General features: G+C 62.2%; 10 protein-coding genes and 1 pseudogene. 6 read left to right on the forward strand and 5 right to left on the reverse strand.

The window, feature by feature from the left end; translation table 11 throughout:
- The 3 genes from ACZYZ4_RS19055 to ACZYZ4_RS19065 all read left to right on the forward strand — a co-directional run.
- Positions 1-206: hypothetical protein (locus tag ACZYZ4_RS19055; RefSeq protein ID WP_463863349.1), on the forward strand; the 206-nt coding region annotated here is incomplete at its 5' end.
- 321 nt (positions 207-527) lie between these two features.
- A complete protein-coding gene (locus ACZYZ4_RS19060; protein ID WP_463863350.1) occupies positions 528-1,016 on the forward strand; it encodes a Helicase associated domain protein in 489 nt (162 codons plus the stop codon).
- A gap of 324 nt (positions 1,017-1,340) precedes the next feature.
- Complete coding sequence (locus ACZYZ4_RS19065; RefSeq protein WP_463863351.1) at positions 1,341-1,484, forward strand: hypothetical protein; 144 nt, start codon at positions 1,341-1,343, stop codon at positions 1,482-1,484.
- Positions 1,485-1,507: 23 nt separating this feature from the next.
- On the opposite strand, the gene ACZYZ4_RS19070 is transcribed toward ACZYZ4_RS19065, so the two are convergent.
- Positions 1,508-2,446: an endonuclease/exonuclease/phosphatase family protein gene (locus ACZYZ4_RS19070; RefSeq protein WP_463863352.1), complete on the reverse strand. Its 939-nt coding sequence runs from the start codon at positions 2,444-2,446 to the stop codon at positions 1,508-1,510.
- A gap of 250 nt (positions 2,447-2,696) precedes the next feature.
- On the opposite strand from ACZYZ4_RS19070, the gene ACZYZ4_RS19075 reads away from it, so the two are divergent.
- Together ACZYZ4_RS19075 and ACZYZ4_RS19080 are read left to right on the forward strand one after the other, a co-directional pair.
- Positions 2,697-2,858 carry a hypothetical protein gene (locus ACZYZ4_RS19075; RefSeq protein WP_463863353.1) on the forward strand — a complete coding sequence of 54 codons (162 nt, stop codon included), beginning with the start codon at positions 2,697-2,699 and terminating at the stop codon, positions 2,856-2,858.
- A gap of 17 nt (positions 2,859-2,875) precedes the next feature.
- The gene (locus tag ACZYZ4_RS19080) at positions 2,876-3,298 is read left to right on the forward strand and encodes a DUF6228 family protein (protein WP_463863354.1); all 423 of its coding nucleotides are present in this window, start codon (positions 2,876-2,878) and stop codon (positions 3,296-3,298) included.
- A 38-nt stretch (positions 3,299-3,336) separates the two neighbouring features.
- Here ACZYZ4_RS19080 and ACZYZ4_RS19085 read toward each other — a convergent pair whose 3' ends face one another.
- From ACZYZ4_RS19085 to ACZYZ4_RS19095, 3 genes are all read right to left on the reverse strand, one after another.
- The gene (locus ACZYZ4_RS19085; protein WP_463863355.1) at positions 3,337-3,675 is read right to left on the reverse strand and encodes a hypothetical protein; all 339 of its coding nucleotides are present in this window, start codon (positions 3,673-3,675) and stop codon (positions 3,337-3,339) included.
- 253 nt (positions 3,676-3,928) lie between these two features.
- Positions 3,929-4,864 (reverse strand): polyphosphate kinase 2, encoded by a 936-nt coding sequence (gene ppk2 / locus ACZYZ4_RS19090; protein ID WP_463863356.1) that lies wholly within the window; start codon positions 4,862-4,864, stop codon positions 3,929-3,931.
- Positions 4,865-6,156: 1,292 nt separating this feature from the next.
- Positions 6,157-6,375, reverse strand: a complete 219-nt coding sequence (locus tag ACZYZ4_RS19095) for a hypothetical protein (RefSeq protein ID WP_463863357.1) — start codon at positions 6,373-6,375, stop codon at positions 6,157-6,159.
- Between the two features lie 965 nt (positions 6,376-7,340).
- Here ACZYZ4_RS19095 and ACZYZ4_RS19100 point away from each other — a divergent pair.
- Positions 7,341-8,521, forward strand: a pseudogene (locus tag ACZYZ4_RS19100) (IS110 family RNA-guided transposase).
- Here ACZYZ4_RS19100 and ACZYZ4_RS19105 read toward each other — a convergent pair.
- Positions 8,522-9,025 (reverse strand): hypothetical protein, encoded by a 504-nt coding sequence (locus ACZYZ4_RS19105; protein ID WP_463863358.1) that lies wholly within the window; start codon positions 9,023-9,025, stop codon positions 8,522-8,524.
- Positions 9,026-10,459 lie beyond the last annotated feature (1,434 nt).

The raw sequence follows: 10,459 nt of genomic DNA on the forward strand, positions 1-10,459 counted from the left end.
CGAAGGTGGGACGGATGCAACTTAACTACGAGGTACTCAACGTCTCCAATGCAGAGCATCGACTGGTGGTCTACCAAGCCCCGCCGGGTACAGCCGACCACGACACGATGCTGCTACTGAACATGGTCGGCGGCCCCGCACCGAACAAAGCGGTGCCCACCAGGGAGCCCTCAACCGGAACATCCTCGGCCCGCCCCAACTGGTAGCCAGGGACCGATCTTCAGCCTCGCGGGGACCCTGTCATGATTGGTGTCTGACCGGATCAGCGCAGCAACATCCGCCAGTGATGACCGACGCCACCACCCGCTCCATCGACTGTCTGCTCTCGCGGATATTCGCCGCCCCAGAGGCGTGTCCCGGGACGGGGAAGACCGGGACGTCATGTCCCTCCGTCAGGGTTGGGTGAAGCCAGTGGCTCAGCAAGTCCGTCTAATTCGTAGTGGATCGGCACAGGCAAATTCAGGCCATTACGACCACTGGCCGAGGCTTAGCGTGGTATTTTTTCCGTTTTCTGAAGCGCCCCGACCTTGGGTGCGGTCACCCGGAACACGTCCGCCGGGATCCGGAACCTGAACGACGCCCTGGCCCTCTACAAGGCCGAGGGGCGATTACCCACCACCGGCGGGAAGACCGCGCGGGAACGGGCGCTTGGTTCATGGCTGCACCGTCAGCGGCAGCTCTCGGCCGCCGGGACCCTCTCCCCCATCCCCCGGGAAGGCCTTAAGGCCATCCCCGGCTGGGATTCGGTACTGACGCTCCAGGCCAAGCATGACGCCCGGTGGGAACAGCGCTTCGCCGAACTGGGCGCGTACCGGGACGGCGGTAACGACTGGCCCCAGCATAAAGGCCCCGACAGCGAGCAGGAACGGGTGCTCGGCATCTGGCTGCACGTCCAGCGGATCAGTCGTCGGGAGGGAAAGCTGCACCTGGACCGGGAAGTACGGCTGAATGATTCACTGCCGGGTTGGCAAGAAGGCAGGGCACGCAGCGGCGGCCGCAGGCGAGAGCAACAATAGAATCAAATGGCAGAGCACCGGGAATCGGAAGGGTGCCTGCACTGCGTATCGTCAGAACCCGGTACTCGGGTTTTCGTACGGGTTGATTGGGCCTGTCACCGGGGTCTTGGCCTCGTCCGGCCCGGTCGACGCCGCTCGTGAACAGGCCTGGGGCTACGGCGGGAGGTAAGGGGTGCGCCCGGCCATGGTTCGCCGTAGCAGTGTGGCGATGGAAAGGGATACGACGACGTCGGAGCATCATCTTCATTGACCCTGTGATCATGCGCCCGTTTGTGATGGGATTACGTCATCGGACGCGACACAGAAATCAACAGGAGGAACATCGTGAGCGATCCCGGAACTGAAGGACAGCCCCTCGGCGAGCCCGAAGACCCACAAACCGACAACCCGAACACCAAACCCGAGGAAGAACGCCCTATTACGGAAGACCCGGACGGCACCCCGGTGGAGAACCCTTCGGGAGGCTGACACCTCCGTACCTGTATAGCCGGTCAGGTCAGCAGGAATTCGCACCAGAGCGGGTAGTGGTCCGAGATCCGCCAGGACACCTCGTTCCGGGTGAGCCCCCGGAGGACATGCGGGATGAAGTCAAAGGACCCGGCCCGCTGCCCGTACGTCAGGCCCTTCAGCAGCGAGGTGCCGTCCGGCTGGGAGAACCAGGCCACCTGGTCGTAAAAATTGTTGGCCCCGTCGTCGTCGAAAATGGTCCGTGGGACCTTGTTCAGCTGGGGCGGGGGCCACAGGCCTGTGGAGACGAACGCCTCGTAGAGCCGGTCTCCGACCCGGTCCAGGTTGAAGTCCCCCAGCACCATCAGGTTGGTGTTCCAGTCGTTGGGCCGGACCGCCCACGCCCGCATCCACTCCGCGAAAGCCGTGATCTCCGGCAGCCGCTCGGCCTGGGACTTACCCCAGAGGACGTGCACGGATGCCAGGGTGAACTCGACACCTGCCCTGGTGAAGCTGGCCGTGTACGGGGTGCGGGCGAACTGCCGGGCCGGGTCCTCCCCCACCGGCGGCAACACGATCTCCCCTACCAGGCCCGAGGGCTGGACACGTTCCGTGTCGTACAGGAAGGCGAGCCGTTCACCGTTGCCGGCAGAACCCTCGGTCACGTCCGAGACGATAGCCTGCCACTGCGGACCCAAGGTGGCCAGTAAATGTTTAAGGGCTTTAGGGTTCCGGCGGGATTCCTGCACAGCAACGACATCGAACCGGGCGATCACCGCGGCCAGGCAGGCGATAGCGTGCCAGTCCCTCTTGGGTGAATCTTTGGGCCCGGCGCTCCACTTGGGCGTCAGGTCCCCGAGCGCCCGGATGTTCCAGGTCCCAACCATCAGATTGGAATCCGTCCTGGCAGGGACCGCGGAGCCCAAAGCGCTCTGCAACCGGTCCAGGTCCTCCGTCACGGCTGCGGGTGGCTGCTCGGTCATATCTCCAGCCAAGCAGACGCTGGGACGCTCATCCAGGGGACACTCCGAAGCGGGCATTTTGGCGGTGCACCATGACCACCGGCAGATGCCCAGCAACCACTATTCGTGTCCGGCTTCCATGCGGCGCTGTAGTGCGCGATGGAGGTCTGCCTGACCGGGGCATTCCTGGCGTCGTCTCGCAACCCGAGTCTTTCGGTTCGGCGCCAGCCTGGCTTGCGTAGCGTAGGGGCAACGACTATTGGGGGTAGCCATGAATCCGGCATCGTTTTTCGGCATTTTCAGCACCATTTATGCAGTCATCATGATCGTGGTAGCCGGCCTGGCAATTTACGCTCTGGTCCTGACAATTGTTTTCCTTCGGCTGCGGATTGCCGAGAAGCGGGGTGCGCGGCCGAACGGTCCGTTGGGGTGAGGGAAACAGGCACAGGCATGGTTGAGATAGGGCGCCGGGAGCGGCTCACGTTCGGAGATGTGCAACGCGGACCCGACGGCGAATTGCTCAGCATGTCCGTGTCCGTGGAATTAGAGAACCTTCGAGCACGTCGGGAGGTCACCGCCCACTACGAGCTTGGATTCGCTGACCTTTGCGGCTTCTTCACCGACCTTGCCGGGCATTGGCGAGGCTGGAGCGGGACCAGGACCTACAAATCCCTTGAAGGTGACCTGCTGCTGGAGGCCGCCCACACCGGGAGCCACATTGAGCTGTCCTTCACCCTTCAGGATCCCTCGTTCCATGACTCCTGGTCAGTACGCGGCAAGCTGACGATCGACTCGGGGGAAGAACTCATGCGCGTCACGGAGAACCTGCTAAACCTGTTCGCTGCCAGTTGGCGTGAGGATGCCGCAGAATGACCGGCAAGGATTGGACCAGGATTTCCTTCGCGCTGGCCCTATGTCCAATGAGAGAAAGCCTGAACCACTAAACCCGCAAGCATAATTGCCGTAAATATCGATTTTCCCGCGCCGAGGCCGCGCATCGTCCCAGTGTCGGCAAACCATCCAAAACCTGCCTCCTCCAGTCCTCGACCTCGAACGTTTTCGGCCCAGATCTCTGCAGCGTGTTCATGATTCCTCCAGGTCAGCAGGCCAATGCCGAAAACGGCAGACAAGAGCACCACCAGCGGAAGGACTATCAGGAGGTTTGTAGCTGGCACAGAAAGGTCGAAGACTAAGGAAACAAGGACGCAGCAGACGATCGCCACGAAGCTCCAGAGCTCGATAATTTGCAACTTACGTATCCGCCCGGGGAGACGTCGATGCTCGTATACAGCCCGGCGTAGCCACCGCATAGGGTTCCCCTTTCCCAGCTATGTTCTCTCTGCAGAACATAGCTTCACCCTAAACGTGGTTTCGCACTCTTACGAGAATCGCCAACCGCGGAGCTGGAGACAGCTTCCCTTTGCAAGGTCTACTTTTGGTGTCTCATATCCCTTGTGCCTCGGAAGGGGGGCCGGGCGACGACCGTGGCGGATCCGGTCGGTATCAGTCCCCGACGGCGTCGCGGCCGCGTCGCACGATGAGGGGGTCGGGGGTTTGAACCACCGAAGGGTCCTTGTCGTCGTATTCGAACTGGTTGAGGAAGAAGCGCATGGCGTTGATCCGGCCCCGCTTCTTGTCATTGGACTTGATCCTCATCCAGGGTGCGTGGTCTGTGTCAGTGCGCAGGAATGTCTCTTCCTTGGCCTGTGTATATTCCTCCCACCGGTCCAGGGATGCCAGGTCCACGGGTGAGAGTTTCCAACGCCTGACTGGGTCGATCTGGCGGATCGCGAACCGGGTCCGCTGCTCGTGTCGGGTCACGGAAAACCAGAATTTGGTCAAGTGGATTCCGGAGTCAACCAGCATCCTTTCGAACACCGGGGCCTGGTCCATGAACGTGGCGTACTCCTCGTTGGTGCAGAACCCCATGACCCGTTCCACGTTCGCCCGGTTGTACCAGGAGCGGTCGAACAGCACGATCTCCCCTGCCGTGGGCAGGTGCTGAATGTAGCGCTGGAAATACCACTGGCCCTGTTCACGGTCTGACGGTTTGCTCAGCGCCACGGTGCGGGCCGAGCGGGGATCCAGATGCTCGGTGAAGCGCTTGATGGTCCCGCCCTTCCCGGCGGCGTCGCGGCCCTCGAAGACGACCACGTGTCTGAGGCCGTGGTCCTGGCCCCAGTACTGGAACTTCAACAATTCGACCTGCAGCCGGTATTTCTCCAGCTCGTATTCCTCCCGGGACATCCGCACCTCATAGGGGTAATCCTCGCGCCAGGTCTCCACGGCCGAACCACCAGGATCGATCAGCTCGGGGTCCTCGCCCTGCCCGCCGCGCACCGTGTACCCTAACTCCACGAGACGATCAATGGCCTCACGCAGGTTATCCCTGACCCACCACGGATCCACCGGCGTCCACGTCTCGCCTTCCAACACCACAAGCCCTCCCTCCGTACCGCCCGCCGGCCGGCCCCGGCGGTATGGACTGACCCAACCGGAAGGTCTGCAAGCTCACCAGCATCGACCCAGGCGGACCGACCTCAGTCGTTACGATCCGAGTGATTTCCCCGATCTCGAAGTCGAGCTTCCTTTTGATGGTGCTCCAGCTTCAATTCCGCATCCCTCCGGCGGGAACCGATCGCCCGCAGCTGGCCCGCCGTGGGATGGCGGTGCTCCCGCTCCCAGGCGTGATCATTGACCCCCGTACCGGGAAGAACCGCGTCTGCGTTTTCGTTGGAATTTTGACTCATATCGGGATGGTCTCACGAACCCGAGCGCCGGAAAAGTGCCCGCCCCCGGTAGCCGCCGTAAGGGTGGACCCGTCCTACAATTAAGACAGACCGGCGGCGGCAGAGCCCTGGTTGTTCCCACAACAACCAGCAACGGCTCGCCCCAGCCCGCCGCCGGTCCTGGACTCCACCCCGGGACCCATGCGCGTCAGCAAGCCCGGTGAGGCACCGACGCACATTCACAGGGCGCGTCCACGTCCAGGAACTGACAGACCAAAACGCTGCACTGTCCCGACTGGCGAGCAACCCAACAAATCCATCAGTTGCAGCAACAGCCCGCGGCACTGTCGACGGATCTGGATGCCGCCCACGCTGTAAATCGCTCCCTGAGGTCAGAGCTGACCCGCCAGAAACGGCACCGGGCCCGACGATATGACAGTACGGTTCATCGGGCTTCAAAGGCAGGATCGCGTCCGGAATCGGTTCACAGCGGCTGTGGGAGGCGGCATACTCGTCGCCGTTGCCGGTGCCGCCCGAATCCTGCAGCTCAGATCCCGCACCGGCACCAGAATCCCACCCCCTCCCGGACTGACCGGCGGACCTGGGCGCTCCTGACCTAAAACTTGACGGCGGAGAATGTCGGCGTGATGCAGAGCCCAACATGCAGGATCCGGAGAGCAGTGCCAACAAGCCCCGGAGTTCGGACCCGAAGCCGCGGCCGGTGCCCCACGCCGGCCTCACCGAGGCAACGCGGGAACTGCGGGACACCTCCCGGCGCCGCCGCGACGCGGGGAGAAGCTGCAGCAGCACCTATTGGAGGCCAAAGAGCACGTGCCCCATGACTACGATCATGAGCCTCACAAGCACGACCAGGAACACCGCAAGGCGGATGGGAATGACAGTGCCGGCCTTCGATAATCCCAACCTCAGAATAAGGACCCCGAAGGCAACGTTCATCGTCACTCCTGCAGTGTCACCCCCGGGGTTCGCACCGCAGCCCGGTCAGGCCGTTTGTTCAATCCCTTGCAACCCGGCCCGGCGGGCACTTTCTTCGACGGCCAGCTCGTACCACGCCTCCGCACCGAATGCCGGGGCGGGAGTATCGAGGTTTTGGTAGAGGGCGTCCACCAGATCAGCCAATTCCTCCGCAGCCAGAGAAGAAAGGATCTCCTCCGGGCCCCGGGGGTCGTGGATGACACGGAACAAGCGTGTGTGGTTCATCGGAGGATGATGGTGTTGGATTGGCGGCACCAGACGTGTGTCATTAAAACTCCCTCTGAAGACTCAGAGGCTGCTGCGCAACCCTGCTCGAGTCTAATCCGACGTTTGGGCACCGACAATGGGCACTGTGAACCGTGCCGGCGCGCCGATAGTTGCGGGGTGTCAGGTGAGGCAGGCCTTTCTGAGCTCGTGACGCCCCACGTGACGAGTGATGTTTGGGCTGGCCACTGCCCTGCGTCAGTTACGCTTGCATGGAGTTGGGGAAACGGTCTGTACGCGCAGTGAAGTGCGGGTACAGACTCTTTTTGTTTACCGCTCCTCTTACTCACCGCCGCGGGGCGCAGACTTCTCTTCCCAGGGAACGGATAGTTCGTTCTCCTTGACGAAACTTGGCCACCAGGACATACCGCAACCCAGCCCGCGCCCCCCTCGACTCACGCATCGAATCCGTCACGAACCTCGTTAAGACCCGACAGCGGATCGCCGACCTGCGCGAACAGGTCGCCGACGCCGAGCGCGAAGACAAACGCGCCTACGTCCGCGCCACCAAGGACGGCTGGACCCCGAAGAACTCAAGAAACTCGGCCTCGAATCCGGGGCCGCGGCCCGCAGGCGCAAGCCGGCACCAACACGCGCGACCAGCGATGAAACCCCGGCGCCCCAAGGTGAAGCCACCGGGGTCCAGTAAGCGTTGCCCCTCGCCCACCTGGGCACGGCAAAAGCAAACTCCTTACGGTGATTGAGGCTGGATTGGGGGCGTTGTAGGCTCTCAACCAACCCGGGGATGCCGGGTATGGCTAAAAGCTATATGCCGGACTTTTAGTGACGGCTGCGAAGGAATGGCCGCCCGGCATCCCGCGATGGCTCGACCGCTAATTGAGAGAAGCGATCCGATCGCAATGTAAGGACACGTCGGCGCGGCCATCTGCTTGGGCTCTTACCAGGAAACAGCGATGGAGGGATACATGCCCGAACTCTGGGTCGGCATCGACGCCGGCAAGGCTCATCACCACTGCGTGCTAATCGACGACGAAGGAAACCGGCTACTGTCCCGTAAAGTAGCCAACGACGAAGCTGCACTTACGGAGCTGTTCTCCGAGGTCCTGGCACTTGCGGCCGGTCGTGAAATTCTCTGGGCCACCGACTTAAACCGCGGTGGGGCCGCTCTCTTCATTGGAGTGCTCGCGGAACTGAACCAGTTGCTGACATACATCCCGGGAAGATCCGTTTACCACGCGGCCCGCACCTACAGGGGCGACGGAAAAACAGACGCCAAGGATGCCGCAATCATCGCTGACCAAGCCCGAATGCGGCGGGACCTACAGCCCATCCGCAGCGGTGATGAGATCAGCACCGACCTTCGTCTACTTATCTCCCGGCGGACGGATCTCGTCTGTGACCGGACCCGCGCAATAAACAGACTCTGCGCAGTTCTGCTCGAATACTTCCCAGCACTCGAGGCCGCCTTCGACTATGCCATGGTCAAAGCATCTGTCGTGCTCCTCACGAAGTACAACACCCCGGCCGGCATCCGCCGAGCAGGGGAAGCCCGCATCGCCAGCTGGCTGCGGAGCCAAGGCTGCTATAACGCAAAATCAATCGCGGCGAAGGCCGTCGCAGCAGCCCAAGCACAAAGAACCATCCTCCACACCCAGGAAATGGGGGCCGAAATAGTCTCCGCCCTGGCCAGCAACGTGCTGGACCTCCACGAACAAGTTGCCGCAATCGACAAACGGATCGAGGCTCGCTTCCAAGAGCACCAACACGCCAAGATACTTCCAGCATGCCGGGCTTCGGCACCCTCCTAGCAGCTGAACTGCTCGCCGCCACAGGCGGCGACTTAACCGCTTACGACAGCGCCGCCCGGCTGGCCGGCGTAGCCGGTCTGGCGCCCGTGCCCCGAGATTCAGGACGCATCAGCGGCAACTACCACCGGCCCAAACGCTACGACCGACGACTCCTCAACGCCTTCTACCTCGCCGCCCAATCCGCTGCACGCTACTGCCCCCAAAGCCGCACCTACTACCAACGCAAACGCACTGAGGGCAAAAACCACAAACAAGCAGTCCTCTCCCTCGCAAGGCGCCGCCTCAACGTCCTCTGGGCCATGCTTCGCGACAACACGGCCTATCAGCCGCTCGCGTAATCAGCTCGGCAATTCAGGTGGGTTGGATCGCGCAGATGAATCTGACCGGCTGGATCCGTTTCTCCACCGGCGGCTCTGAAAGACTAACCACACCGTGCCGGCAATCGGCACTAGCGGGAAGACCGGCCTCCCGCTAAAAACAAGTACGGCAAAGGCGATCCAGAGAACGCCAGTGATGACGGCGACGGCGATCAACGACTTACGCGTGACCGGGTAGGAAGGTAGCTCGATCCCCTCGGCGCGGAGCTGTCGTGCTTCCAAAGCTGCTGCCCGGATCAAGGGAACGAACACGGCAGCCAATCCGGCGGCAACCAGCAGGGAGCGCCACGGATCTGGAACGCCGAATGCCTCAAGGACGGATCCCAACAGCGAACCTAGGATAAGGAACCAAAAAATTGCCCAGCCCGCCAAGCGCCTCCGCTTAGGTGGCATGCCCTCCAGCGAATCAGGCGGCCAGGATTGCCACTCATATTTGTTGCCGCTCTTGTCCGCCCCCGTGACCATGCCCAAAGAATACGCCAACACTGACTGCTGCAAGGTCGACAGTGCCTTGTTTGCGCGGGTTCAGATGCGAACTTGGCAGGAGCGCACCGCTGACCACAGCTGGGGACAATTCATAATGGGTTATCCACCGCTACTGCTGCCGAGGGGAGCTACCCCAACGGCTCCCAAATTCCGAGCCGTGGATAACCCGAATTGCCCCCAGCTATGGACAGCTCAACGTCCCCTTGAGTGCCGGGAGGCCTCGCAGCAAGCAGTGATCGTTCTTGACAATCCCCATTGAGATTCCTCCGGGCTTTTCCCGAACACACGTGGACGACGGGACCCACCTGACCGGCTGAACACAATCGCCAGGTCATCATGCGACCAAAACTCACCACCAGTGACCGGCGATCATGCACAGCCTGGACACGCTGTTGGTTACCAACGGCAAGGTCTCCCATGGTTCAAGCCTGCACGCACCCGGCCACCGCACTGAGCGGTGGCCGGGTATTTTCAGCCGTGACGACAGTGACTTATGAGCACACGGACGCAGCAAAGGACGGCACCTTTTCGAGGTCCCGTCCTTCGGGATTTGAGCAGCTGATATTCAGGCTTCCATGCCGGGGGCGTGACGCCCACCCATCAGTGGCTCTGTGACGCGTGCCGGCACAAGCGGAAGAATTACCCCCAAGGGAACTGCACAGCCTGCTCCAGAGACGCCGCCATCAAACGGCGCCCAGGCCTGTCGGCTCTGCTGGAGCCATTTCATCACCAGTGGAGGGAGGAAAAGCGTGGCCAAACCGGTCCGGGACCGGCTTTCCGTCTGGCTGGCCTACCGTTAACAGTGCTGGCCGTCGACGAGAAACCCCCACGTCTTCATTAGCTGGCGCACCGCCCTGGACCGCGCACCTGTCGGCGTCCAGTGGATCACCACCTCGATGGGGATGACCGTTCAACAAGCCCGCGAGGACCGGATCCTGCACGAACTGCATGCCAGTGGCGGCGACCTCCGCCGTATCTGCGACATGTTCGGCCTGAGCAGCTCCGGAGCGAACCGCTACTCTGGAATATCAAGGTGTGCCGGTGCGCCTGGCTGTCTCTCGGAAGCCGTCCTGCGGTCCGGCTTCTCGAAGGGATATCGGATGCAGTCAGCACTCCCTCGTCTCAGATCCTTCTGGAGTGTGGCCACAACCGCCGCCCTTCTGGCGGTTTCTGTCGCGGGTTGCGCCAGCGCTCCGGCGGCTTCGCCACCGTCCCCTAGCGTGGCACGGTCCCCTGCGGCTGATGTTCGGATCGCTGCTGTCGGTGACATGAATGGCGTCAAGACCTATGCGCCTGATAGCCCGTCCGGTCGGAACGGTGCGGCGATCACCCGGCTCGTGCAGAACAACGAGATTGACGCGTTCCTAGGGATCGGGGACTTCCAGTACGACGCCGCGTACTGCGAAGACTACG

It is taken from the genome of Pseudarthrobacter adonitolis, from assembly GCF_055412845.1.